General features: G+C 62.6%; 20 protein-coding genes and 1 tRNA gene. 5 read left to right on the top strand and 16 right to left on the bottom strand.

Translation table 11 applies throughout. The features are described from left to right. Window positions 1–2: 2 nt before the first annotated feature. The gene (locus QF118_RS04105; protein WP_282301378.1) at window positions 3–707 is read right to left on the bottom strand and encodes a GntR family transcriptional regulator; all 705 of its coding nucleotides are present in this window, start codon (window positions 705–707) and stop codon (window positions 3–5) included. 223 nt (window positions 708–930) lie between these two features. Here QF118_RS04105 and QF118_RS04100 point away from each other — a divergent pair, with 223 nt between their 5' ends. The 4 genes from QF118_RS04100 to QF118_RS04085 all read left to right on the top strand — a co-directional run bounded on the left by QF118_RS04100 (window position 931) and on the right by QF118_RS04085 (window position 7,269). Continuing rightward, window positions 931–1,917: an efflux RND transporter periplasmic adaptor subunit gene (locus QF118_RS04100; RefSeq protein ID WP_282301377.1), complete on the top strand. Its 987-nt coding sequence runs from the start codon at window positions 931–933 to the stop codon at window positions 1,915–1,917. Then, window positions 1,910–5,161, top strand: a complete 3,252-nt coding sequence (locus QF118_RS04095; protein ID WP_282301376.1) for an efflux RND transporter permease subunit — start codon at window positions 1,910–1,912, stop codon at window positions 5,159–5,161. Before QF118_RS04100 ends, QF118_RS04095 begins: the two co-directional genes overlap by 8 nt. Before the next feature lie 111 nt (window positions 5,162–5,272). Further along, window positions 5,273–6,466 carry a CaiB/BaiF CoA transferase family protein gene (locus tag QF118_RS04090; protein ID WP_282301375.1) on the top strand — a complete coding sequence of 398 codons (1,194 nt, stop codon included), beginning with the start codon at window positions 5,273–5,275 and terminating at the stop codon, window positions 6,464–6,466. Further along, entirely contained in the window at window positions 6,463–7,269 is an 807-nt protein-coding gene (locus tag QF118_RS04085; RefSeq protein ID WP_282301374.1) for a citryl-CoA lyase, read from the top strand. The genes QF118_RS04090 and QF118_RS04085 overlap by 4 nt, the downstream gene beginning before the upstream one ends. Window positions 7,270–7,371: 102 nt before the next feature. On the opposite strand, the gene QF118_RS04080 is transcribed toward QF118_RS04085, so the two are convergent. From QF118_RS04080 to QF118_RS04030, 11 genes are all read right to left on the bottom strand, one after another. Next, window positions 7,372–8,223, bottom strand: coding sequence for an ABC transporter permease (locus tag QF118_RS04080; RefSeq protein ID WP_282301373.1), 852 nt, complete (start codon window positions 8,221–8,223; stop codon window positions 7,372–7,374). A 4-nt stretch (window positions 8,224–8,227) separates the two neighbouring features. Beyond that, on the bottom strand, window positions 8,228–9,085 hold the full coding sequence (locus QF118_RS04075; RefSeq protein WP_282301372.1) for an ABC transporter permease: 858 nt from the start codon (window positions 9,083–9,085) through the stop codon (window positions 8,228–8,230). After that, window positions 9,085–10,176 (bottom strand): ABC transporter ATP-binding protein, encoded by a 1,092-nt coding sequence (locus QF118_RS04070; RefSeq protein ID WP_282301371.1) that lies wholly within the window; start codon window positions 10,174–10,176, stop codon window positions 9,085–9,087. Before QF118_RS04070 ends, QF118_RS04075 begins: the two co-directional genes overlap by 1 nt. Window positions 10,177–10,230: 54 nt before the next feature. Then, complete coding sequence (locus QF118_RS04065) at window positions 10,231–11,292, bottom strand: extracellular solute-binding protein (RefSeq protein ID WP_394357071.1); 1,062 nt, start codon at window positions 11,290–11,292, stop codon at window positions 10,231–10,233. 82 nt (window positions 11,293–11,374) lie between these two features. Next, window positions 11,375–12,520, bottom strand: a complete 1,146-nt coding sequence (locus tag QF118_RS04060) for an iron-containing alcohol dehydrogenase (RefSeq protein WP_282301370.1) — start codon at window positions 12,518–12,520, stop codon at window positions 11,375–11,377. Further along, a complete protein-coding gene (locus QF118_RS04055; RefSeq protein ID WP_282301369.1) occupies window positions 12,517–13,899 on the bottom strand; it encodes an aldehyde dehydrogenase family protein in 1,383 nt (460 codons plus the stop codon). The genes QF118_RS04060 and QF118_RS04055 overlap by 4 nt, the downstream gene beginning before the upstream one ends. Window positions 13,900–13,974: 75 nt before the next feature. Then, window positions 13,975–15,324 (bottom strand): glutamine synthetase family protein, encoded by a 1,350-nt coding sequence (locus tag QF118_RS04050; RefSeq protein WP_282301368.1) that lies wholly within the window; start codon window positions 15,322–15,324, stop codon window positions 13,975–13,977. A gap of 57 nt (window positions 15,325–15,381) precedes the next feature. Beyond that, a complete protein-coding gene (locus QF118_RS04045; RefSeq protein ID WP_282301367.1) occupies window positions 15,382–16,413 on the bottom strand; it encodes a TRAP transporter substrate-binding protein in 1,032 nt (343 codons plus the stop codon). A 54-nt stretch (window positions 16,414–16,467) separates the two neighbouring features. Beyond that, window positions 16,468–17,793: a TRAP transporter large permease gene (locus QF118_RS04040; protein ID WP_282301366.1), complete on the bottom strand. Its 1,326-nt coding sequence runs from the start codon at window positions 17,791–17,793 to the stop codon at window positions 16,468–16,470. Next, window positions 17,783–18,304: a TRAP transporter small permease subunit gene (locus QF118_RS04035; RefSeq protein WP_282301365.1), complete on the bottom strand. Its 522-nt coding sequence runs from the start codon at window positions 18,302–18,304 to the stop codon at window positions 17,783–17,785. Before QF118_RS04035 ends, QF118_RS04040 begins: the two co-directional genes overlap by 11 nt. After that, window positions 18,301–19,071: an N-formylglutamate amidohydrolase gene (locus tag QF118_RS04030; RefSeq protein WP_282301364.1), complete on the bottom strand. Its 771-nt coding sequence runs from the start codon at window positions 19,069–19,071 to the stop codon at window positions 18,301–18,303. Before QF118_RS04030 ends, QF118_RS04035 begins: the two co-directional genes overlap by 4 nt. A gap of 95 nt (window positions 19,072–19,166) precedes the next feature. Here QF118_RS04030 and QF118_RS04025 point away from each other — a divergent pair, with 95 nt between their 5' ends. Continuing rightward, complete coding sequence (locus QF118_RS04025) at window positions 19,167–20,048, top strand: MurR/RpiR family transcriptional regulator (RefSeq protein ID WP_282301363.1); 882 nt, start codon at window positions 19,167–19,169, stop codon at window positions 20,046–20,048. Window positions 20,049–20,107: 59 nt separating this feature from the next. Here QF118_RS04025 and QF118_RS04020 read toward each other — a convergent pair. From QF118_RS04020 to QF118_RS04005, 4 genes are all read right to left on the bottom strand, one after another. Further along, window positions 20,108–20,184, bottom strand: a tRNA-Pro gene (locus QF118_RS04020). A gap of 43 nt (window positions 20,185–20,227) precedes the next feature. After that, window positions 20,228–21,178, bottom strand: a complete 951-nt coding sequence (locus QF118_RS04015) for a DMT family transporter (protein WP_282301362.1) — start codon at window positions 21,176–21,178, stop codon at window positions 20,228–20,230. Window positions 21,179–21,397: 219 nt separating this feature from the next. Beyond that, complete coding sequence (gene leuB / locus QF118_RS04010; RefSeq protein WP_282301361.1) at window positions 21,398–22,504, bottom strand: 3-isopropylmalate dehydrogenase; 1,107 nt, start codon at window positions 22,502–22,504, stop codon at window positions 21,398–21,400. Window positions 22,505–22,567: 63 nt separating this feature from the next. After that, entirely contained in the window at window positions 22,568–23,461 is an 894-nt protein-coding gene (locus tag QF118_RS04005) for a LysR family transcriptional regulator (RefSeq protein ID WP_282301360.1), read from the bottom strand. Window positions 23,462–23,546 lie beyond the last annotated feature (85 nt).

The following is a 23,546-nucleotide window of genomic DNA, read 5'->3' as shown; positions in this document are numbered from 1 at the left end:
CCTCATGCTGAATGCTGGCGGGACAATGCCCCCAGCGGCACGTCCAGCGCCGAGGGCATCACGTAAAGTTCGATCTGGTCACGCGACAGCGCCCAGTGCCGATCGGCAAGCCGGGCGGCTTGTTCTTCATCGCGCGCCTCGATGGCGGCAATGATCTGGTCGTGCTGGTCGCTGGCCTTTGTCAGGTTGGACACCATGGCATCCGAACGCGGCTGATAAAACGTCATGCCGATGCGCGCATGGTCGATCAAAAGCCGGTGGAACGACGGCAACAGATAGACGTTGGCGGCCATCTGGCCGGTGATTTCATGAAACCGGTTGTTCGCAAGGGCACGATTGGCCGCGCTGTCCCCGCGCAAGGCGGCCCGAAACGCGTCCTGAGCCTGTTTCAGCGCCGCGATCTGGTCGGGGCGGGCATTGCGCGCGGCCAGACGCATGATCGCGCCATAGATCATCGGCGCCGCCAGAAAAAAGTCGCGCAGGGTGGTGTGAGACAGCTCGCTGACCCGCGCCCCGCGGTTTTCCCGCAGGTCGACATAGCCAAGCCCGTCGAGATCGCGAAGCACCTCGCGCACCGGGGTGCGGGACAGATCGAACCGCGCGCCTATGGCGACCTCGTCCAGATCGGCGCCCGGGGCAAGATCAAGCGTCAAAATCGCGCGCCGCAGGTAGGAAAGCAGCTCGGTCTTGCGGGTTTTGGCTGACATGTTCACGCCTTTTTCCTGGGGATGGAGGGGGATGATGCCGCTGAAGTCTTAGCGACCTTCCAAAAATTATACAAAGAGTATTTTGTAAATGCCGTGATAGAATTGTCCTTGATGCTATTGGTTTTCGGGATACGCGCCATGGTGACATCGCTTGCACTTGGCGCCCAATCCCATTACATATGCAGTCAATAGAATGTATTTCTTCGGCTCAGCGAGGTTCCCCATGCGACCAGCCGCCCTTTCCCTTATCAGCCTTCTGTCCGTTTCCGCGCTGTTTGGCCCGCCGGCCTTTGGCGAAACCGTGACGTTGGAACCCCGTGCCCTGACCGAATGGAAACCCGTCTACGCCGAGGTCGAAACCCGTGACCGGGTGCCGGCACGGGCGCGGATCGGCGGCACGATTTCCGAACTGATGATCAGCGAAGGCGACCGGGTCGAGGCAGGGCAGCGCGTGGCGCTGGTCGAGGATTCCAAGCTGTTCCTCGCCATCGACGGGATCAACGCGAACCTGCAATCGCTGGGCACCCAGCTGGAACAGGCACAGGCCGATCTGGCGCGAGGCACCTCGCTTTCGGAACGCGGGGTGATTTCCAACCAGCGCCTTGAGACATTGCAAACCGCCGTCAGCGTGCTGGAAGGGCAGATTTCCAGCCTCGACGCCGAACGCCACATCGTCACCCGCCAGATCGAGGAAGGCGCCGTACTGGCCCCCGAGGCTGGCGTCGTGCTGTCGGTGCCGGTTGCCAAGGGCGCGGTCGTGATGCCCGGCGAACAGGTGGCCCTGATCGGCGCGGGCGGTGTTTTCCTGCGGCTGGCCGTGCCGGAACGCTATGCCGATGCCTTGCAACAGGGCGATCCGATCGAAATCGCTCAGGGTGATCTGAAAACCATGGGCCGCCTCGCCAAGATCTATCCGCTGATCCAGGGCGGGCGCGTGCAGGCCGATGTCGAAGTGGACGGATTGCCCGAAACCTTTGTCGGCCGCCGCGTGCAACTGCGCCTGCCGGTCGGGGAACGGCAGGCCTTGCTGATCCCGCGCGAGGCGCTGCTGCACAGCGGTGGGCTGGATTTTGTCGCCGTGAACATCGGCGACGAAACCCTGCAGCGCGTGGTTGTCCCCGGCGAAGAGGTCACCATCGACGGGGCCGCCTATATCGAAATCCTCAGCGGTCTGACCGCTGGCGACAAGGTGACGACCAGCCATGAATGATACGCAAACCCCCTCGGGCGGGCTTGGCATTGCCGGGCGTCTGACCCGCGCCTTCATCCTGTCCCCACTCAGCCCGTTGTTCCTGATGGCGGCGATTGCCATGGGCCTGATCGCATTGATGTCCCTGCCGCGCGAAGAAGAGCCGCAGATTTCCGTGCCGCTGGTCGACATCCATGTGGAAACCGCGGGCCTCAAGGCGCAGGACGGGCTGAAACTGGTGACCGAACCGCTTGAGACCATCGTCAAAGGCATCGACAACGTCGAACATGTCTATTCCGACAGCCGCGACGATCACATCATGGTCACCGCCCGCTTTCAGGTGGGCATCCCTGCCGATACCGCCATCCTGCGCGTGCGCGACAAGATCATGGCCAATCTTGACCGTATTCCCGTGGGTATCCCCGAACCGCTGGTCGTCGGGCGCGGCATCAACGATGTGGCCATTGTGGGGCTGACCTTCGCCCCGGCAGAAGGCAACGACCAGTTGACCGCCGCCGACCTGACCCGCATCGTGCGCGAAGTTGAAGCACGGCTGACCCGCATCGACGACGTCGGCCTGACCTATGTCATCGGCGCCACCGACGAGGCGCTGCGCGTCGCGCCGGACCCCGACAAACTGGCCCTTTACGGCATCACCCTGCAACAGGTTGCGGGCAAGGTGCAGGGCGCCAATTCCTCAGCCCCTGCCGGGTTGTTGCGCGATGACGGGCAACAGATCGGGCTGGTGATCGGCAAGACGCTGACCACCCCCGAAGAGATCGGCAACCTTGAACTGATCGCCCGCGACGGGCGCACCGTCTATCTGCGCGACGTGGCCGATGTCGGCTTTGTCACCGATCTGGATGAACACCACGTTGCCACGCTGACCCGCGCGGGCGGGACGGATGAACATGGCCATGCCGATCCAGAGGCGCAGGTGCTGCGCCGACCGGCCGTGACACTGGCCATCGCCAAGCGCGCCGGGGCCAACGCCGTGATCGTGGCCGAGGAAATCCTGCACCGGGTCGACGCAATGCAAGGTCAGTTGATCCCCGACACGGTCGAGATCGAGGTCACCCGCGACTATGGCGAAACCGCCGATGAAAAGGCGAACGAGTTGCTGTTCCACCTTGGCCTTGCCACCGTGTCGATCGTCGCGCTGGTGCTGTTCGCCATCGGCTGGCGCGAGGCGATCGTGGTCGCCATCGTCATCCCGGTGACGATCCTGCTGACGCTGTTTGCGTCGTATATCATGGGTTACACGCTGAACCGGGTGTCGCTGTTCGCGCTGATTTTCTCTATCGGCATTCTGGTCGACGACGCCATCGTGGTGATCGAAAACATCGCGCGGCACTGGGGCATGAAGCGCCCGGGCCGTACCCGCGTACAGGCCGCGATCGAGGCCGTGGCCGAGGTGGGCAACCCAACGATCGTCGCCACCCTGACGGTGGTCGTGGCGCTGCTGCCGATGTTGTTCGTGTCGGGCCTGATGGGTCCCTACATGTCGCCGATCCCGGCCAATGCGTCGGCCGCGATGATCTTTTCCTTCTTTGTCGCGGTGATGATCACCCCTTGGCTGATGATCAAGATCGCCGGCCGTGCGGACCTGCACCACGAAGAGGAAGGCCACGGCATTCCCGGTGGCCGCCTTGGCCGGATGTATGCCGCCATAGCCCGCCCCGTACTGCACAGCAAAGCCGTCTCTGGGGTGTTCCTGCTGGTGGTGATCGTGTTGTCCTTTGGATCGCTTGGCGCGCTGTACACCAAGGACGTGACGGTCAAGCTGCTGCCTTTTGACAACAAATCCGAACTGACCGTGATGCTGGACCTGCCCGAAGGCGCCACCGTCGAAGCCACGGATGCCCTGGCTCAGCAGGCCGCGCGCATGGCGCTGCGCCTGCCCGAGGTCGTTTCGGCGCAGACGCACGCAGGCACGGCGGCGGCCTTCAACTTCAACGGATTGGTGCGCCACTATTACCTGCGTCAGAACCCGGAAATGGGCGAGGTGCAGTTGAAACTGCTGCCGAAACACGCCCGCGAACGCACGTCGCATGACATTGCGCTGGAACTGCGCCAGATGCTGCTTGACGGCATCCCCGTGCCGCCCGGCACCGTGATGAAAGTGGTCGAACCGCCCCCCGGCCCGCCGGTCATCGCCACCCTTCTGGCCGAGATCTACGGCCCCGATGCGGACACCCGGCGCATGGTCGCGCAGAAGGTGCGCACGGCTTACGAGAACATCGACTACATCGTCGACACCGACGACAACTTTGGCACCCAGGCGCGGCGTCTGCGGGCCGAAATGAAAACCTCGGACCTGAACTTTTACCAGGTGAACGAGGCAGACGCGGCCCAGACCCTGCAACTGCTGAACAGCTATACCACGGTGGGCTATTCCCATCGCGGCGAGGGCCGTCGCCCTATCCCCATCGTGATGGGGCGCGACCGGTCTGATCGGGTGATGGATGCCACGGCGCTGTCCACCCCAGTCCCCGCCAATGCCCTGCCCGGCGGGCGCGGCGTGGTCGAACTGGGGGACGTGGTTCAGATCAGCGAAGAACTGACATCCTACCCGATCTTCCGCCACAACAGCGCCGAGGCTACCATGGTCATGGGTGAAATGGCCGGAGCCTATGAGGCGCCGCTATACGGCATGCTTGCCGTCGCCGACGAGCTGGACAAGATGGATTGGCCAGAGGGCACCAAGCCGATCATATCGCTGCACGGCCAACCGGCGGAAACCGACCACCCCGTCCTGCTGTGGGATGGCGAATGGGAGGTGACTTGGGTCACCTTCCGCGACATGGGCGCGGCCTTTGGCGTGGCCTTGATCGGGATCTACATCCTTGTCGTGGCACAGTTCGGATCGTTCCGCCTGCCACTGGTGATCCTGACCCCGGTGCCGCTGACTTTCCTGGGGATCATGGTTGGCCACTGGCTGTTCCAGGCGCCCTTTTCGGCGACCTCGATGATCGGATTCATCGCGCTGGCGGGGATCATCGTGCGCAACTCGATCCTGCTGGTGGATTTCATCCGCCACGCCGACCCCGAAGGCAAGGTGACGCTGGACATCCTGATCGAAGCAGGCGCAACCCGCTTCAAGCCGATCCTGCTGACGGCGGTGGCCGCAATGATCGGGGCGGTGGTGATCCTGGCCGACCCGATCTTTCAGGGGCTGGCGATTTCGCTGTTGTTCGGGCTGCTGTCCTCGACCGCGCTGACGGTGCTGGTGATCCCGGCCATCTACCGCATCTTCAAGACCTAGGCGCGCCGGGGCATTGCGCCCCGGCCAATTGGCCCTGACAATCGGCGCTACCGGCGCGGGCATGGCGGTGCTATCCAAGGGCTGTCTGAACACGGTCCGGAATGTCCCACCATGAACAAGCCGCTTGCCGATATCCGCGTGCTGGATCTGACCAATGTGCTGGCCGGCCCCTTTTGCTGTCATCACCTGGCCCATATGGGCGCCGAGGTAATCAAGGTCGAAACCCCCGGCCGGGGCGATCTGGCGCGGCAGTTGGGCGCCGATCCCGAGCTGAGCGCCAAGGACATGGGCGTGTCTTTCCTGGCGCAGAATGCCGGGAAAAAGTCGGTCACGGTGAACCTGAAACACCCCGACGGCAAAGCGCTGTTCCTGAAGCTGGTGAAAACCGCCGACGTGCTGGTCGAAAACTTCCGCCCCGGTGTGATGGCGCGGCTGGGCCTGTCCTACGACCAGTTGAAAGAGGTCAATCCAACGCTGATCTACTGCGCGATTTCAGGCTTTGGGCAGGATGGTCCCTGGGTCCACCGCCCCGCCTATGACCAGATCATCCAGGGCGCTGCCGGGGTCATGTCGATCACCGGGGATGCAGACAGCACGCCCTTGCGCGTCGGCTATCCCATTGCCGATACCGTGGGCGGAATGACGGCGGCCTTTGCCATCGCATCCGCCCTGAACGCCCGGCCACGCGGAGCATTCCTGGATGTGTCCATGCTGGAATCGGTGCTGGCAACCATGGGCTGGGTCGTGTCCAACCACCTGATCGCAGGCATTGCGCCCAGCGCCAACGGCAACGAAAACCCGACCTCGGCGCCCTCGGGGACCTTTCAGGCGCAGGGCGGGCTGATCAACATCGCCGCCAACAAGGATGAACAATGGGTGCTGCTGACCGACCACCTTGGGCTGGCGGCCCTGCGCGAGCGCGCCGAATATGTCACGCGCGAGGACCGCAAGGCCAACCGCCTCGCCCTGAAGGCCGAGTTGGAGGAGGTTCTGCGCACCCGCCCTGCCCGCGACTGGGCCCAAGAGTTGAACCGCATCGGCGTGCCAGCCGGCGCCGTCCTGACCGTGCCCGAGGTGCTGGAGATGCCGCAGGTGGCCGACCGTGGTTTCCTGAAGCGATACGAAAACGTCCCCGGCGTCGGGCGTGATATCCAGGTCGCGACCACGGGGATCAAGCTGGACGGCGCGGCCCCGACGGTGGACGATCCACCCCCGATGCTGGGGCAACACAACGATACCGTCTGGGCCGAGCTGGGCCTGTCACCGGACGACGTGAAAACCCTGAAAGAAAGCGGCGCGATATGAGCAACGATGTCTCGGACTGGTGGAGCACCTCGATCATCGACATGGCCCCCGGGCAGATCCGCATGCGCGGACACCCGATACAGGACCTGATCGGCAATGTGACCTTCCCGCAGATGGTCTGGCTGATGACGCGCGGGGATTTGCCGTCGGACGATCAGGCGCGGCTGCTGGAATGCGCCCTTGTAGCGGCGGTCGATCACGGCCCGCAGGCGCCCTCGATTGCGGCGGCGCGGATGGCGGTGACTTGTGGGCTGGGGCTCAACGGGGCGATGGCCAATGCGGTGAACATGCTGGACGATGTGCACGGCGGCGCGGGCGAACAGGCGGTCGAGCTGTTCGGCTGGATCGACGAGGCCGAGCAGGCGGGTCAACCGTTGGACGAAGCGACGGCAACGATGATCGACCGGTGGCAGGCGGATAGGTCAAAATTCATCCCCGGCTTTGGCCACCGCTTTCACAAGCCCGAAGATCCGCGCGCGCCGCGGTTGTTGGGGCTGGTCGACGAGGCGGCACAGGCGGGCACCGTGTCAGGGCGCTTTGCCCATATCGGGCGGGCGATGCAGCACTGTCTGAACGCCCGCAAAGGCAAGCCGGTGCCAATGAACATCGACGGGGCGACGGCGGTGATCTATGCGGAACTGGGCTTTTCCGGGCCATTGGCGCGCGGGTTGTTCTGCCTGTCGCGATCCGTCGGCGCGATGGCCCACGCATGGGAGCAGATGCAGCAGGGCGGGCGCAACAAGGGCCCGACCCCGCCGGCCTATCGCTGGACCTACACTGGCGAGAACCCGATCGAGGATTGACGGTGTTTCGGATCGCTTGTGCGATCCGACCGGCCGGGGGCTTTGCCCCCGGACCCCCAGGATATTTTTGGCACAAAGAAACCCGGGGCGATGGTTTCGTGATCAGCCTTTGCGCTGAAAGGCGATCATCACCAGCGCCAGCAAGGACGACCCCAGCATCAGCAGCAGGGACACGGCGTTCAGCAGCGGTGTCGAGCCTTCTTTCAGGCGGTCGAACATGGCGATGGTCAAGGGCGCGTCAGAGCCGACCAGCATCAGGGTCGTGTTGAAGTTCTCGAAGCTCATCAGGAAGGCGACCACGAAGGCCCCGATCAGGGCCGGGGCGAGGTAAGGCAGGGTGACGGTGCGCACCGCCGTCAGGCGGCCCGCGCCGAGGTTCATCGCGGCCTCTTCCAGGGTTCGGTCGAATTTTTGCAGGCGGGCGCCGATGACCAAAGTGGCAATCGTGGCGATGAAGGAGAATTGACCGAGGATGACAAGGGTCAGGCCGGGGCGCAGCGCCTCGATGTCCCATTGCGACATGTCCCAGGCGATGTTCGCGACGCGGCTGGAAAACACCAGGATCGAGATGCCCAGCACGATCCCCGGCACCACCAGCGGCAGCAGCATGAAGATGTACAGCACCCCCTGCCCCCGGAACCTGTAGCGGTTGAACAGGAAGGCGTTGGACAGGCCCACCGCCACGGAAAGCGCCGACACGCCCACGGCGACGAAGGCCGATGTTCCGATGGCCCGCAGGATGCCGCGTTCGTGAAAGGCGCCGATCATCGGGCGGGTGTCGCCGAAGAACCAGCCCCAGGTGAACCCTTCCCACGGCAGGGACGGGAACTGGCTGTCGTTGAAGGCGAAGGCCGCCACCACGACCAGCGGCAGCGCGAGGAAGATGAAGAAGACCACCACATAGGCGGTATAGGCAGCTTGTAGCGCCTTTGGCTGGGGGATCGACGGGATCATGGCGTTATCCCATCGTCCGTTCAAGCGTCTGCCCGGTCAGCCGCAGCATCCCCCAGACGATCAGCGACGACAGCAACAGCAGCATGAAGCCAAAGGCCGCACCCAGCTCCCAGTTGAATCGGACGATGAACTGGGAATAGATCAGTTCGGTGAACCACAGGCTGTCCTTGCCGCCCAGCATGGTCGGAGTCAGGTAGTTGCCAAGGCTGAGCATGAAGACGACGATGCTGCCCGACACGATGCCCGGCGCGGCGTGAGGGATGACGATTTCGCGCATCACGCTCAGGGTGCTGCCGCCCAGATCATAACCAGCCTCGATCACCTCGTCCGGCAGGCTTTCAAGCGTTGTCACCAGCGGCACCACCATGAACAGCATCGAGGTATAGACAAGCCCGACCATGATCGCCGCGTCGTTGTACAGCATTTCCACCGGACCGCTGACCAACCCGGCCCATTGCAAAAGGTTCGAGATGATCCCGGTTTCGCGCAGCAGGATCATCCAGCCAAAGGTGCGCACCAGTTCCGACACCCAGAAGGGCACAAGGCACAGCAGGAACAGGGCGGACCTTGTGCGCCCCCGTGCGATCTTGGCGATGTAGTAGCTGACCGGAAAGGCGATGATCAGGGTGATGATCGTCGCCGTGATCGACATGGTGGCGGTGCGCAGGAAGGTCCACAGGTACAGCGGTTCCTGGAAAAAGGTCAGGTAGTTGGCGAATGAGGTTTCGTATTGCCCCACGCCGACACGTTCGCGCAGCGAGACAAGGAACATGTCGATATGCGGGATCAGGATGAGCAGGCTGAGCCACAACAGGATCGGCATCAGCAGCAGGATCAGCCCAAGGCGCGCACCGCTTTGCATCACACACCCCCGGCGAAACAGTTGCCCTGATCGCCCGCCCAGCCGATGTGCAGAGCGTCGCCGCGCCGGATGTCGGCGTATTCGCCCGATTGCGGCAGGTTGACCTCGATCTCTTCGGGGCCTGCAGCGACGATGATCCGGCTGGCGGCACCGTTGAACAAAAGGCTGGTGACCTGGCCAGACAGGCGGTTGTCAAAGTGCTGGAGATCCTCCGCCTTGCGGCTGATGCGGATCGCCTCGGGGCGGACAAAGACCTGCGCTTTGTCGCCCACTTTCAGCGGCCGGTCATGGGCCGCGGCGCGCATCGACAACCCACTGTCGGTCTGTATCTGCATCACGTTGCCCTCAACCCGTTCAACCACGCCGGACCAACGGTTGGTTTCACCGACAAAGCCCGCGACAAAAGCCGTCGCGGGGCGGTAATACAGATCGCGCGCGCTGCCCATCTGTTCGAACCGGCCCTTGTTCATCACGGCGATATTGTCGGACATGACCAAGGCTTCGGACTGGTCGTGGGTGATGTAGACAAAGGTGGTGTCAAAGGCCGCTTGCAGCGCCTTCAGCTCGACCTTCATCCGCTCGCGCAGTTTCAGATCCAGCGCGCCAAGCGGTTCGTCCAGCAACAACACCTCGGGCTCCAAAACCATGCAGCGGGCGATGGCGACGCGCTGTTTCTGACCGCCTGACAGTTCATCGACCTTGCGGTTGCCGATCCCCGGCAGGCCGATCTTGTCCAGCGCCTCGTCGACCTTGCGGGCGATCTCGGCCTTTGCCATCCCGCGGCGGCGCAGCCCATATCCGATGTTTTCGGCGATGTTCATCATCGGGAACAGCGCCAGATGCTGGAACACCATGTTCACCGGACGTTTGTTCGGCGGCACATCCAGAACCGAGCGATCCCGGATCAGAATGTCGCCCGAGGTTGGCTGAAGGAAACCGGCGATCATGCGCATGATCGTCGTTTTGCCACAGCCCGAAGGCCCCAGGATGGAAAAGAACGACCCCTGCGGCACCTCGAAATTCACCTTGTCCACGGCGATGGTATCGCCAAAGCGTTTCGTCAGGTCGCGGCATTCAAGATCGTTGGTCATATCGGGTCCGTTCAGGGGTGGCGCCCCCACCATCGGGGGCGCCAGGGTTTCAAATCAGTTGGCGGCTTTGACGCGGTCCAGCACGCCGCCTTCGATCACCTCGAGGCCCGCGGGAACCGGCGGATACCACTTGATGTTGTCGATCGCTTCGGGCGGAAAGCTGGCCTGATACTGTGCCTTCAACTCGGCCGAGGCGAATTCATCCGCACCCTTGGAGGCAGTGAAGTTGCCTGCCGCTTCGGTAATCTTGGCGGCGATTTCCGGCTGCATCACAAAGTTGATCCACTCATAGGCGACATCGTCGGCCTTGCCCTTGGCGGGCAGGGCAAAGGTGTCGACCCAGCCGAGCGCCCCCGAAGCAGGCGCGACAAAGGTCACGTCCGGGTTGTCGGCGTTCAGCTTCCAACCGCCGGTGTCCCAAGCCATCGAGGCAACGACCTCGCCCGACCGCACAAGGCCCATCAGTTCATCGCCGCCATCCCAGTAGGTCTTGACGTTGGCCTTGCAGGCGATCAGCGCCTCTTCGACCTTGCCCATGATCTCTTCGTACTTGGCCTGATCGTTGTAGGCGGCAAAGGGGTCTTCGCCCATGGCAAAGGCAAAACCGATCAGCGTCGGGCGCTTCAGACGGTAGGACACCTTGCCCGCCACGTCAGCGGAACACAGGTCGGTGTAATCCTTGACCATCCCGGCCTGCGCGGTGTTCAGCACCAGACCCGAGGTGCCCCAGACGTGCGGGACGCCATAGACCGCGCCGTCAACGGTGGTGTTGCCCTTGGTCGCCTCAAGCATCGAGGGGATGAACAGATCGGCGTTGATCTTTGTCAGGTCCATCGGCTTGTAGATGCCGAATTCCATCTGCGGGCCAGCGATGCGGTCCTGGCTGGGCTGGGCAAGGTCAAAACCGCCGCCACCGGTGGCGCGCAGCTTGGCGATCATTTCCTCGTTGTTGGATTTGGTCACTTCGACGGTGTGGCCGGTCTGTTCCTCGAACATCGCGACAACGTCGTCGGGGGCATAACCGCCCCATGTCAGCAGGCGCAGCGTATCGGCCTGCGCCGCAGCGCCCAGCGTCATGGCAAGGGCCGTCGTAGTCATAAGAAGATGCGTTTTCATGGTAACTCCCATTGGTTGGTTGTTGGCAAAATGCGCAGTTGCCCTGCGTCTTTAGGTTTCCCGGATCACAGTTTCACGACAGTCAGATGACCGCCTGAAACAGCGCCCGAACATTCTGGGCCGTCAGTTCGACCGGATTTCCACCGCAGGACGGATCGGCCAGCGCCATCGGCACCAATTCGTCGATCCGGTCGGCGGTGGCCCCCATTTCGGACAGCTTGCGCGGAATGCCAAAGCTGTCGTTGAATTCCTGCACAAAGGCGCGGAACCCGTCAAACCCGCCCTGCACACCGATATAGCTGGCCGCCCGGTCAAAGCGGTCCGCAATCATCGGCGCGTTCAACTCTAGCACAGCCGGCATGCAAACGGCATTCGTTGTGCCGTGGTGGGTGTTGAAAACCGCGCCAATCGGATGAGACAGCGCGTGGATCGCCCCCAGCCCTTTTTGAAAGGCCGTCGCCCCCATCGCCGCCGCGCTCATCATCTGGGCGCGCGCCTCAATGTCTGTGCCATCCGCATAGGCGCGCGGCAGGTATTCCACCACCAGCCGCATGCCCTCCAGCGCGATGCCCTGGCTCATCGGGTGATAAAACGGGCTGCTGAACGCCTCGACGCAATGGGCAAAGGCATCAAGCCCGGTGCCCGCGGTGATGAACTTGGGCATCCCGACGGTCAGTTCCGGATCGCAGATCACGACCGAGGGCAGCACCTTGGGGTGAAAGATGATCTTTTTCACATGGGTTTCGGAATTGGTGATGACGCTGGCGCGCCCCACCTCGGACCCGGTGCCAGCGGTGGTCGGCACCGCCACGATGGGGGCAATCGCATCCGCATCCGCCCGCGTCCACCAATCGCCGATATCTTCGAAATCCCAGATCGGGCGCGTCTGCCCCGCCATGAAGGCGACCATCTTGCCCAGATCCAGCCCCGACCCGCCGCCAAAGGCGATCACCCCGTCGTGACCGCCATCCAGATAGGCCGCAACCCCGGCGGCAAGGTTCTTTTCATTCGGGTTGGGATCAACCTGCGCAAACAGCGCGCGGCCAAGGCCCGCTGTCTCAAGAATATCCAGCGCCTGCTGGGTGATCGGCAGATCGGCCAGCCCCTTGTCGGTGACCAGCAGGGGCCGCGTGATCCCCGCCTGCGCGCAGGCGCCGGGCAGTTCGGCAATCCGGCCAGCGCCGAATTTGATCGCGGTCGGGTAAGACCAGTTTGCGGTAGGGCTCATTTCGTCACTTTCTTGAGATGGTAGGATTTCGGACGCGTCAGGTTGTGGTAGCCAATCACCGATAGCCCCCCGCCGCGCCCCGTGTTCTTGCAACCGGTCCAGCACAGCCCCGGGTCCAGGTAATCCGCGCGGTTCATGAACACCGTGCCGGTTTCCAACTGATCCCCGACGCGCTGCGCGCGTTCCAAATCCTGCGTCCACAGGCTGGCGGTCAGGCCGAATTCGCTGTCATTCATCAGGGCAATCGCTTCGGCATCGTCCTTGACCGGCATAATGCCAACCACGGGCCCAAAACTTTCGTCGCGCATCACCCGCATGTCGTGATTGACCCCGGTCAGGATCTGCGGCGTCAGATAGGCGCCGCCGTCATCCTGCGCAAAGGTCTCGATATGGGCCGTTGCCCCGGCGGCGACCGCCTCGGAAATCTGCGCACGTACCTCATTGGCAAAGCGCACATTGGCCATGGGGCCCAGCGTCGTTTCCGGCTCCAAAGGATTGCCCAGCTTGTAACCGCGCACCACCGCCACAGCCTTTTCGACAAAGGCGTCGAACAGGCTTTCGTGGACATAGATCCGCTCGATCCCACAGCAGCACTGCCCGGAATTGAACATCGCCCCGTCGATCAATGTATCGACAGCCGCGTCCAGATCAGCGTCTTCCATGACATAGCCGGGGTCCTTGCCACCCAGTTCGGTCGCGACGCCGGTAAAGGTGCCTGCCGCCGCGCGCTCCATCTGCTGGCCGCCACCGACCGATCCGGTGAAGTTCACGAAATCAAAGCTGCGGCTCGCGATCAGCTGAAAACTCGTGTCGTGATCCAGAAAGACGTTGTCGAACACCTCGGCAGGCACACCTGCCTCGTGAAACGCCCTTGCCATCCTCTCGCCCACCAACAGGGTCTGCGTCGCATGTTTCAACAGAACCACATTCCCCGCAATCAGCGCAGGCGCAACGGTGTTGATCGCCGTCATGTAGGGATAATTCCAGGGCGCCACCACCAGCACCAGCCCATGCGGCACCCGCTTGATATACCGCTTGAAGGTTGCGTCCTCGCCCACGGCAATATCGGCCAGTCCCTCCTGCGCGATGGCGGCCATATGGCTTGCCCGCTCTTCGAACCCGCGGAATTCGCCGCCGTAGCGCACCGGACGGCCCATCATCCGCGCCAGTTCCGGCACGATCTCGTCATTCATCGCGCCCACGGCGGCGACACCGGCCATCACCAGTTCGGTACGCTCCTGCAAGGGACGCGCCGCCCATGCCGCCTGCGCCGCGCGCATCTTGGCCACTTTGGCCCGCGCGGCCTCAAAGCCCAAAACGTCGCGCTCGGCAAAAACCGATCCGTCGATCGGTGAAATGCACTTCAACCTCTGGCTCATGCCTCTTCCTTGCTCTTCTTCTTGGTAAAAATACTCCGGGGAGCGTGAGGGGCAGCGCCCCTCACTCCCGAACCGTCAAGCCCGCTCGAACCCACGGGCAATTTCCCAATCCGTCACCACGCGCGCGAATTCCTCGATCTCGACCTCGGCGGCGCGGCAGTAATGCTCGACCACCTTGTCGCCAAAGGCCGCGCGCATCAGCGCCGAACCCCGCAGCGCCGCGCGCGCATCGCCCAGGGTGCCGGGGATCAGCCCGGTTTCGCCCTGATAGACATCGCCCTTGGCCGGCGGCTGCAATTCCAACCCCTCTTCGATCCCTGCAATCCCGGCGGCCAGCATCGCGGCCATTGCCAAATAGGGGTTCAGGTCCGACCCGCCAATCCGGCATTCGATCCGGATCGCCTTGCTGCCTTCACCGCACAGCCGGAACCCCGCGGTGCGGTTGTCGACCGACCAGATCACCCGCGTCGGCGCAAAGGTGCCCTTCATGAACCGTTTGTAGCTGTTGATGTAGGGCGCCAGGAAATAGGTGTAGTCGGGCGCGTATTTCAGCAGCCCGGCGACATAGCTTTTCATCAACGCGCTCATCCCCAGGGGATCGTTTTCGTCGAGGAAAACCGGTTTGCCGTCTTTCCACAGCGATTGATGTACATGGCTGGAACTGCCGACACGGCCCTCGTTCCACTTGGCCAGAAAGCTGGCCGCATGGCCGTTCTGCCAGGCGATTTCCTTGATCGCGTGCTTGGAAATCGTGTGGTAATCCGCCGTGTCCAGCGCAGCGGCGTATTTGATGTTCAGCTCTTCCTGCCCGGCCTCGGCCTCGCCCTTGGTGTTCTCGATGGGAATGCCGGCGTTCCACAGGTGATTGCGGATCGGGCGCATCACGTGCTCTTCCTTTGTGGTCTGGAAGATGTGGTAATCCTCGTTATAGCCGCTGATCGGGGTCAGGTCGCGAAAGCCGCCCTTGCGGATCTCGTCCAGGCTTTTCTCGAACAGGAAAAACTCCAGCTCGGTCGCCATCATGGCGTCAAAACCCAGCGCCTCCAGCCGCGCCACCTGCGCCTTGAGCATGGCACGCGGCGAATGCGGCACCGGTTCGTGCGTGTGGTGATCCAGCACATCGCACAGCACCATAGCCGTGCCGTCCAGCCAGGGCACCGGGCGCAGCGTGGTCAGGTCCGGCTTCATGACATAATCGCCATAGCCCTTTTCCCAGCTGGTCGATTCGAACCCTTCGGGGGTCAACATTTCCAGGTCGGTGGCCAGCAGGTAGTTGCAGCAATGGGTTTCCTGCCATGCGCTGGCAACGAAATGGCCCGCGTGAAAGCGTTTGCCCATCAGACGGCCCTGCATGTCCACCATGCAGACCAGAACCGTGTCAATTTCGCCTGCCGCAACTTGGGCTTTCAGGTCTTCGAAGGTCATGTGCTGCCTCTTGAGTAAGATGGGGAGGCGGGGAAATTCCCCGCCCGCCCGATATGTTTAGCCGTAGCGGTAGGGCCTGCCAGCCTTTTGCATGTCGGCGTTGTATTTCTTGAAGATCTCGACGACCTTCGCCTTGGTCGGGCTTTCGGCGGCGATCTCGTCCCAGAACTTGACGGCGGCCGCTTCGACAGTGGCCCATTCGTCATCGGGGATCGTCGTCAGCTTCATCTTGTCACCGTTCACGCGCAGGGACGCTTCGCCACCCCAATACCACCACTGACGGTAGTAATGCGACTGGTCACAGCAGACCCGGAACAGGGTTTGCAGGTCTTCGGGCAGTTCGTTCCAGCGGTCCATATTGGCAAAGAACGATCCGGCCCATGCGCCGCTGATGTTGTTGGTCAGGAAGTAGTTGGTCACATCCGCCCAGCCGACGGTGTAATCCTCGGTGATGCCCGACCATGCGATGCCGTCCAGTTCGCCGGTTTGCACGGCAACCTCGATGTCCTCCCAGGGCAGCGTGACCGGCACGACACCGAACTGCGCCAGGAAACGGCCCGCGGTGGGGAAGGTAAAGACACGCTTGCCCTTCAGGTCCGCAAGGCTGTTGATCGGGTCCTTGGTGGCAAAGTGGCAAGGGTCCCAGGCGCCTGCGCTGATGTGCTTGACGCCGACCTTGGAGTATTCTTCGTCCCAGATCTCGTTCAGCCCGTACTGGTTGAACAGCACCGGCACGTCGAGCGAGTAGCGCGACCCAAAGGGGAAATAGCCGCCAAAGACGGTGACCTCGGTCGGCGATGCCATCGAATCGTCGTCGGACTGCACGGCGTCGATCGTGCCGCGCTGCATCGCCTGGAACAGCTCGCCCGTGGGCACCAGCTGATCGGCGTAGAACAGCTCGATCTGCATCCGGTCGCCTGCAATCTGGTTGAACATCTTGATCGCGGGGTCAATCACATGCTCGGCCAGGGCGGCACCGGCATAGGTCTGCATCCGCCACTTGATGGTGGATTGCGCAAGCGCGGGCGTGGCCAGCGCGGCGGCGGGCGCCACGGCGGCAGTGGTCAGGAACTTACGTCTGGTGGTCATATCAATCACTCCTTGTCGGTTAAGGTTAAGCCCGTTTCCCGGGTCTTATGGTTGTCAATTTCCGTAAACGTATTGCGGCAGCCACAGCGCGATCCCCGGCATCAGCATCACCATGCTCAGCGCTAGCACCATCACCAGCACGAAAGGCAGGATCGAGCCATAGATATCTTTCAGCGTGATTTCCGGCGGAGCCATCGCGCGCATCAGGAACAGGTTGTAGCCAAATGGCGGCGTCATATAGGCGATCTGCGTGGTGATCGTGTACAGCACGCCGTACCAGATCAGATCAAACCCCAGCGCCTTGACCAGCGGCACATACAGCGGCGCGACGATCACCAGCATGGCCGTGTCGTCCAGAAACGTCCCCATGATGATGAACGAAAGCTGCATGAGGATCAGGATTACCCAAGGGTCCAGCCCCAGCTTTTCGGTGAACAGCGCTTCAATCGCCTTGACCGCGCCCAGCCCGTCGAAGACCGCGCCAAAGGCCAGTGCGGCAAGGATGATCCACATGAACATGCATGTGATGCCTAGCGTCATGCGAACGCTGGTTTCGAATACCTGTTTCGTCATCCGCCCCTTGAGCACCGCCGCCGCAAAGGCCGTCAGCGCGCCAATGGCCGAGCTTTCGACAAGGCTGGTCCAGCCGTTGACAAAGGGCACCATCATCGCCGCAAAAATCACCAAGGGCAGCATCCCGGCGCGCAGCAGGCGCAGCTTTTCCGCCATCGGGATATCGCGTTCCTCGGGCGGCAGGACGGGACCCAGGGCCGGGTTCAAACGGCAGCGGATGGCGATATAGGCGATGAACATCGCGGCCATCATCAGCCCCGGAACAATGCCCGCCAGCCACAATTGGCCTACCGGTTGCCGCGCGATCATCGCGTAAAGCACCAGCACGACCGAGGGCGGCACAAGAATGCCCAACGACGACCCGGCCTGAATGACCCCGGTCACCATGCGTTTGTCATAGTTGCGTTTCAGCAGTTCCGGCAGGGCGATCGTCGCCCCGATGGCCATGCCCGCCACGCTTAGCCCGTTCATCGCGGAAATCAGCACCATCAGGCCAATCGTCCCGATGGCAAGCCCGCCGCGCAGCCCGCCCATCCAGACATGGAACATCTTGTACAGATCGTCGGCGATTTTGGATTCCGACAGAACGTAGCCCATGAAGATGAACATCGGCAGGGTCAGCAGTGGATACCACTTCATCAGCTTCATGGCGCTGGAAAACGCCAGGTCATAACCGCCCCGGTCCCCCCAAAGCGCCAGCGCCGCGATCACCGCGACAAAGCCAATGGCGCCGAAAACCCGCTGACCGGTCAGCAGCATCGCCATCATCGTGGCGAACATGAAGATCGCGATCATTTCATAGGACATTGACGGGAACCTCTTCGCCGCGCAGGCGCAGGATGTCCTTGAACAGCTCGGATATGGCTTGCAGCAGCATCAGGAAAATACCGATGCACATCACCACCTTGATCGGCCAGATATAGGGCCTCCAGGCCGTTGGACTGCGCTCGCCGCCGTACTTGAAGGCGTATTCGGTGCTGTCGATCCCGCCCCACAGCAGCACGCCAAGGTAGAAGATCAGGAAACACACGGTGACGATATCGACCGCCGCCTTGCGCCGCGTCGACCATTCGCCATACAGCAGGTCCATCCGCACGTTCGATCCCATCTGGATCGAATAGGGCCCGCCAAGGATGTAGTAGCCGACCATCAGGAACTGAGCCATTTCCAGCGTCCAAAGCGACGGGTTGAAGAAAGTCTTGGAAATCGACGACCACAGCAGCACCGCCATCAGGGCAAAGATGCCATACATCGTCACCCGCCCGATGGCGCGATTGATCCGGTCCACAACGGCGATATAGCGGCGCAGAGGCGTCATGCGCTTGCCCCTTGCGTTGCGGCCGCAATGGCCTGGGTCAGGGTGTCTGCCAGATGATCGGCCACCGCTTGGGCCTTGGCCTCGGTGTCGATCAGATCGTTGCGAACCTCGACCATGACGGAGGGCAACCCGCGCGCATCGCCGTGTTTTTGAAGGCTGTAGGTTACCCCGTCCGTCGCGGAATAGGGCGCGTTGACCGCCGCCTTCATCACGCCTTTGCGGGTTTCGATCTGAACCGCCGCCTCGGCCACGTCGCCGCGACTGTGGAACAGGAACCCCAGTTCAAGATCGCGGCGCTGACCGAAATAAACGGGGGTAAAGCTGTGCAGGGTGATCAGCGTCACGGGGCCATCGACCCGGGCAATCTGGCGATCCAGAACCTGCGCCACCGTGTCATGGAACGGAGTGTGGATGTGATCGAACCGCGCGCGGCGCGCCGCATCGCTCAGGCCGCGATTCCCCGGGACATCGTGCACTTCGCTTTTCGCGGGGATACAGTCGGGCGCCTCAAGTGGCCTGTTGCAGTCATAGACCAGCCGGGACACCTGCCCCGCAACCAAGGGCGCGCGCATCCGCGCGCAAAGCCGCCGGGCCATGTCCAGCGCGCCGATATCCCATGCCACATGGGACAACCGCGCCGAATCGCCTATTCCCAGCCCATCCAGGGCAGGCGGAATAAAGGCCGAGGCATGTTCACAGACCAGCACCACAGCGCCATCGCCGTTGTCGCCAAACACCGCGACCGCAGGCCAGTCCAGCGCATCCATTTCTTGTCCCCCATCGACCATTGTGTAAAGATCACTACAAGGCTGCACCACATGTCAACATCGTTTCTTTTTCCCGCGCAGACAATGGGGGCAAAATGACCAAGGCATCGGCAAAACCCGGCGACAAACCCCTGATCCGCGACATGCTCAGGGACCAGCAGGCCAATCTGACCGCCGCCGAACGGCGGCTTTCCGCGACGCTTCTGGACGATTCCCTGGTGGCGGGGCTGCAATCCATCACCCGCCTTGCCGAAAGCGCCGAGGTTTCGACCGCATCGGTGGTGCGCCTGGCCCGCAAGCTGGGCTTCGAAGGGTTTTCGGATTTCCAGAACGCCATCCGGGACGAGGTCGCCGCCCGCGTCAAACAGCCCCTGGCCAAGCTGGAAACAACCGATGTCGCAGGCCATTGTGACCACATCATCAGCCGGTTTGCCCGCGCCATGTCCCGCAACATCAACGCCACGATCGACCGGTTGGATGTGGACGAATTCGAACAGGTGACCGACCTTTTGGCCGATCCCAAACGGCACATCTATCTGATGGGTGGGCGCATCACACGGTCGAACGCCAATTACTTTTTCAACCACCTGCAAATCATCCGCCCCGGCGTATCGCTGCTGGATGCCTCGCCCAGCGTCTGGCCGCAGTCTCTGCTGGACATGGACGAAAACGCGACGCTGGTGGTCTTTGACATCCGCCGCTACGAAAAACAGCTGGAACGCCTGGCAAAGCTGGTCACGCAACAGGGCGGCAACATCGTTCTGTTCACCGATCAATGGGGATCGCCCATCGAAACCTATGCCGCCTATTGTTTCCGCTCGATGGTCGAAGCACCGTCGAGCTGGGATTCGACCCTAGCCATCAATTTCCTGATCGAAGCCTTGATCGCCGGCATCCAGGCCCGGTCGTCGGGCAACGACAGGATCGCCGCGCTGGAACAGATGATCGGCGCCGCGCGAATCTTTCGCGGCAGTTGACGGCCCCGGGACGCACCGACCAGACGGGCGCGTGGCGCGGATTTGCGATGGTGTGGAATTGGTCGGGCTGAGAGGATTCGAACCTCCGACCCCCTGCTCCCGAAGCAGGTGCGCTACCAGACTGCGCTACAGCCCGACCGTGCCGCGCGGATAGCCCAGCAGCGCGGCTTTGGCAAGGGTCAGTTTTCAGGTTTCCCCGGCTTGATGAATGACGTGATGCGGAAAGAGGCCCCATTGCCACGCGAACGGGTGCGCAGAACCGGCGTCTGAGAGGCCGCGCCCTTGCCGCTTTCGCGCGCCACGATGTACAACCCCGAGGCAATGATGATCCCCGCGCCGACGAACGTCGGCATGTCGATGCTTTCGCCAAAGATGAAATAGCCATAGATCGTCGCCCAGATGATCTGGGAATATTGCATGGGCGCGACGATGGCCGCCTCTCCGCGACGATAGGCGCCAATCAGGAACAAGCCGGCGATGAACCCCATAATGGAAATCAGCCCCGCCCCGCCGAAATCCTGAATCGGCATGGGTTTGTAGGTGGCAATCATCAATGCCCCGACCAGTACGAAATTCGCCGCCATCGGATACAGCAACAAAACCACCGACCGTTCCTGACGCCCGACCTTGCGCACGATGATCGACGCCGTCGCACCGAACACCGCCGAGGCCATGGCCGCAAAATGCCCCGAGGACAGGTCGGCCGACCCGGGCCGCAGCACCACCATGACGCCGATCAGGCCCGCCACAACCGCAGCGCCGCGATGCAGACCCACCTTTTCGCCCAGCAAGGGAATCGACAGCAGCGTGATCAAAAGCGGCGAGGCAAACAGGATCGCATAGGTCTGCGCCAGCGGCAGAACGGAAAAGGCGTAAAAGGCGCACATGCCGTTGATCACCACGCAACCGGTCCGCAGGGCGGTCCACCAGGGATGAACCGGGCGCAGGTTGCCATGGGTGGCATCCCGCATCAGCATGAAAGTCACCAGCGGAAAGGACATCAAGGTCGAGAAAAAGATGATCTGGAACGGCGAATAGGTCGCGCCCAGAAACTTGATCACCACGTCATGGGTGGCGAAAATGGCGAAGGCGAGCAAGGCAAAGCCCGCACCCTGTGCGTTCTGACCCATTTTGATTTGTCCTGTACTGCTTGCCCCAACCAAACAGCGCCATCATCGCGGTGTAAAGGCGCGGGGCAGATGAATTACGCGGGGCGGCGTCGATTTCACCGCTTGGGGCCGGCCATGCCTGCCACCTGCCCGGTAAAGGAAACGCCCCGACCCTTGCAGGCCGAGGCGCTTTGCGTTCGTCGCGGTGGCAGGCCCGGTCAGCCCGCCCCCTGCCCATCCTCAGAGCGAGGCGTCCAGCGCCGCCACGATGGCATCACCCATCTGGCTGGTCGACACGGGTTCCTTGCCCTCTTCGCCCAGCAGATCCGCGGTGCGATAGCCATCGGCCAGAACCTTTTCGACGGCCTGTTCCAGACGGTCCGCCTCGGCGCCCTGATCAAAGGAATAGCGCAGCGCCATGGCAAAGCTCAGAACGCAGGCGATGGGGTTTGCCTTGCCCTGACCGGCGATATCCGGGGCGGAACCGTGCACCGGTTCGTACAGCGCCTTGGGGCGACCGTTTTCCATCGGCGCACCCAGGCTGGCCGAGGGCAGCATGCCCAGCGATCCTGTCAGCATCGCGGCGGCGTCAGACAGCAGGTCGCCAAACAGGTTGTCCGTCACGATCACGTCGAACTGCTTGGGCCAGCGGCACAGCTGCATGGCGCCGGCATCGGCGTACATGTGCGACAGCTCGACGTCGGGATATTCGGCGTCATGCACTTCGGTCACGACATCGCGCCATAGAATACCCGATTCCATGACGTTGGCCTTTTCCATCGAACAGACCTTGTTGCCCCGCTTGCGCGCCAGCTCAAACGCCGAGCGTGCAACCCGGGCGATTTCGCTTTCGGTATAGCGCTGGGTGTTGATGCCGACGCGCTCGTTGCCTTCCTTGTGGATGCCGCGCGGCTCGCCGAAATAGATCCCCGAGGTCAGTTCGCGCACGATCATGATATCCAGACCGGCAACCACGTCCTTTTTCAGCGACGAAAAATCCGCCAGCGCGTCAAAGCACTGCGCCGGGCGCAGGTTTGCGAACAGGTCCATTTCCTTGCGCAGACGCAGCAGGCCGCGTTCCGGTTTCACGCTGAAATCCAGCGCGTCGTACTTGGGGCCGCCCACGGCGCCCAGCAGCACGGCGTCGACTTCCTGCGCCTTGGCCATGGTGTCGTCATGCAGCGGCGTGCCGTGCTTGTCATAGGCGCAGCCGCCGACCAGGTCTTCGCTGACGTCAAAGGTCAGGCCGCGCTTGGCGCCGTACCAGTCGATGACTTTGCGGACCTCGGCCATGACTTCGGGGCCGATGCCGTCGCCGGGCAGGATAAGAAGCGAAGGGTTGGTCATGTGGGGCAGTCCTTATCAAAGGGAATAACTTGCGTCATCGCCTACCCAAGGCGGGCGCAATGGTCAAGAAAGGTGCGCCCGCAACCCTTCGGCCAGGGCGTCCCAGACGCGTCGGATGCGCGGCGTGGTGCGCACCGCCTCGTGTGCGGCCAGCCAGACGGGCAGCCCCGGAATGGGCAGGTCGGGGAACAGGCGTTCGACCGTCGGATCATGCTCGGCCATGCAGGCCTGCGCAAAGCCGGCCCCGCATCCCGAACGAACCAGTTCCCAATAGACCGCGTGGTGATCGCAGCGCGTGGCGAACCAGTCGCGCTGCGCCTCGAACCCCATTTCGCGCATTCCGCGCAGAATCAGATCGTTCCGGTCATAGCCGACCAGATCCAGATCAAAGAACTCGCGAAAGGTGCTGGGGCGCCCGACCCGGTCCAGATAGCTGCGCGCCGCGAAGATGCCGATCTCAAGCTCGCCCAGGTGGCGCGTCACGATATCCAACTGTTCGGTCCGGTACATGCGCACCGCGATGTCCGCCTCGCGGTACAGCAGGTTTTCCGACTGGTCCGATGGCACCAGTTCGATGCTGATATCGGGTTCGTCCTGACGCAGCCGGGCCAGGATCGGCGGCAGATGGTGATGCGCGGTAAAGACGCTGGCCGTGATCCGCACAGGCCCGGTCAGCTTTTCCGACCGCCCCGCCGCCGCCAGCGACAGCGCCCGCAGGCTTTCGGCCATCGCCCGGGCATGGGGCAGCAAGGCTGCCCCGCTGTCGGTCAGCGCCAGCCCACGCGGCTGACGATGGAACAGGGTCAGGTCGAGGCATTCTTCGATCCGGGCGATCTGGCGTCCGGCGGTTGGCTGGGAAATCCCCAACTGCCGCGCCGCTTCGGAAAGCGATCCGCAGTCAGCCACCGCAAGGAAGGTCTGGATCAAAGACCAGTCGAGTTTTGCCATAGCGTCCATTCACACATGAATACACGACCTGCGATTTCTGGCAATTCCACAAGCGATCTGAATGGCGCACCCTGAAGGCACCTACGGACGAAGG

The organism is Tropicibacter oceani (assembly GCF_029958925.1).
GTDB classification, from domain to species: domain Bacteria; phylum Pseudomonadota; class Alphaproteobacteria; order Rhodobacterales; family Rhodobacteraceae; genus Pacificoceanicola; species Pacificoceanicola oceani.
This window is presented reverse-complemented; position numbering and strand designations above follow the sequence as displayed.

What these genes read in the sequence shown, in the direction of transcription:
- QF118_RS04105 (WP_282301378.1), bottom strand. Translation starts at nt 707, where the DNA reads ATGTCAGCCAAAACCCGCAAGACCGAGCTGCTTTCCTACCTGCGGCGC.
- QF118_RS04100 (WP_282301377.1), top strand. Translation starts at nt 931, where the DNA reads ATGCGACCAGCCGCCCTTTCCCTTATCAGCCTTCTGTCCGTTTCCGCG.
- QF118_RS04095 (WP_282301376.1), top strand. Translation starts at nt 1,910, where the DNA reads ATGAATGATACGCAAACCCCCTCGGGCGGGCTTGGCATTGCCGGGCGT.
- QF118_RS04090 (WP_282301375.1), top strand. Translation starts at nt 5,273, where the DNA reads ATGAACAAGCCGCTTGCCGATATCCGCGTGCTGGATCTGACCAATGTG.
- QF118_RS04085 (WP_282301374.1), top strand. Translation starts at nt 6,463, where the DNA reads ATGAGCAACGATGTCTCGGACTGGTGGAGCACCTCGATCATCGACATG.
- QF118_RS04080 (WP_282301373.1), bottom strand. Translation starts at nt 8,223, where the DNA reads ATGATCCCGTCGATCCCCCAGCCAAAGGCGCTACAAGCTGCCTATACC.
- QF118_RS04075 (WP_282301372.1), bottom strand. Translation starts at nt 9,085, where the DNA reads ATGCAAAGCGGTGCGCGCCTTGGGCTGATCCTGCTGCTGATGCCGATC.
- QF118_RS04070 (WP_282301371.1), bottom strand. Translation starts at nt 10,176, where the DNA reads ATGACCAACGATCTTGAATGCCGCGACCTGACGAAACGCTTTGGCGAT.
- QF118_RS04065 (WP_394357071.1), bottom strand. Translation starts at nt 11,292, where the DNA reads ATGAAAACGCATCTTCTTATGACTACGACGGCCCTTGCCATGACGCTG.
- QF118_RS04060 (WP_282301370.1), bottom strand. Translation starts at nt 12,520, where the DNA reads ATGAGCCCTACCGCAAACTGGTCTTACCCGACCGCGATCAAATTCGGC.
- QF118_RS04055 (WP_282301369.1), bottom strand. Translation starts at nt 13,899, where the DNA reads ATGAGCCAGAGGTTGAAGTGCATTTCACCGATCGACGGATCGGTTTTT.
- QF118_RS04050 (WP_282301368.1), bottom strand. Translation starts at nt 15,324, where the DNA reads ATGACCTTCGAAGACCTGAAAGCCCAAGTTGCGGCAGGCGAAATTGAC.
- QF118_RS04045 (WP_282301367.1), bottom strand. Translation starts at nt 16,413, where the DNA reads ATGACCACCAGACGTAAGTTCCTGACCACTGCCGCCGTGGCGCCCGCC.
- QF118_RS04040 (WP_282301366.1), bottom strand. Translation starts at nt 17,793, where the DNA reads ATGTCCTATGAAATGATCGCGATCTTCATGTTCGCCACGATGATGGCG.
- QF118_RS04035 (WP_282301365.1), bottom strand. Translation starts at nt 18,304, where the DNA reads ATGACGCCTCTGCGCCGCTATATCGCCGTTGTGGACCGGATCAATCGC.
- QF118_RS04030 (WP_282301364.1), bottom strand. Translation starts at nt 19,071, where the DNA reads ATGGATGCGCTGGACTGGCCTGCGGTCGCGGTGTTTGGCGACAACGGC.
- QF118_RS04025 (WP_282301363.1), top strand. Translation starts at nt 19,167, where the DNA reads ATGACCAAGGCATCGGCAAAACCCGGCGACAAACCCCTGATCCGCGAC.
- QF118_RS04015 (WP_282301362.1), bottom strand. Translation starts at nt 21,178, where the DNA reads ATGGGTCAGAACGCACAGGGTGCGGGCTTTGCCTTGCTCGCCTTCGCC.
- leuB (WP_282301361.1), bottom strand. Translation starts at nt 22,504, where the DNA reads ATGACCAACCCTTCGCTTCTTATCCTGCCCGGCGACGGCATCGGCCCC.
- QF118_RS04005 (WP_282301360.1), bottom strand. Translation starts at nt 23,461, where the DNA reads ATGGACGCTATGGCAAAACTCGACTGGTCTTTGATCCAGACCTTCCTT.